General features: G+C 68.0%; 1 pseudogene. It reads right to left on the bottom strand.

Going from position 1 to position 754, the window contains the following annotated elements:
- Positions 1-754, bottom strand: a pseudogene (locus tag G205_RS20455) (glycine dehydrogenase (aminomethyl-transferring)); the annotation flags it as partial.

The raw sequence follows: 754 nt of genomic DNA, 5'->3' as shown, positions 1-754 counted from the left end.
CGACGATGGCCAGCAGCGCCTGGGCGGTGCAGATGTTGGACGTGGCCTTCTCGCGGCGGATGTGCTGTTCGCGGGTCTGCAGGGCCAGACGGTAGGCGGGGACACCGGCGTCGTCCTTGGAGACCCCCACCAGGCGGCCGGGCATCGAACGCTCCAGGCCCTTCTGGACTGCCATGTACGCGGCGTGCGGGCCGCCATAGAACAGCGGGACGCCGAAGCGCTGGGCGGAGCCGACGGCGATATCCGCACCCTGCTCGCCGGGAGGGGTGATCAGGGTCAGCGCCAGCAGGTCGGCGGCAACCGTGACAAGTGCGCCGCGCTCCTTGGCCTGCGCGATCACTGCCGAGTGGTCGAACACCCGGCCCGAGGCACCAGGCTGCTGCAGGACCACACCGTTGATGGCACCGTCCGGCAGGCCTGCAGACAGGTCGGCGATTTCCACCTCGAAGCCCAGGGCTTCCGCGCGGCCCTTCACAATGGCGATGGTCTGGGGCAGGCAGTCGGCATCCAGGACAGTCTTGCCGTCCCGGGCATCCTTGTTCTTATTGGCCCGGCGCATCATGAGGACGGCCTCGGCCACGGCGGTGGCTTCATCCAGCAGGGACGCGTTGGCGATGGGCAGTCCAACAAGGTCCTGGACCATGGTCTGGAAATTCAGGAGCGCCTCAAGCCGGCCCTGCGAAATCTCGGGCTGGTACGGGGTGTAGGCGGTGTACCAGGCCGGGGATTCCAGGATGTTGCGGCGGATCACCGG

It is taken from the genome of Arthrobacter nitrophenolicus (genome assembly GCF_000332815.1).
Classification (GTDB): domain Bacteria; phylum Actinomycetota; class Actinomycetes; order Actinomycetales; family Micrococcaceae; genus Arthrobacter; species Arthrobacter nitrophenolicus.
The sequence above is the reverse complement of the archived record's forward strand: the minus strand, read 5'-3'. Positions and strand labels throughout refer to the sequence as shown.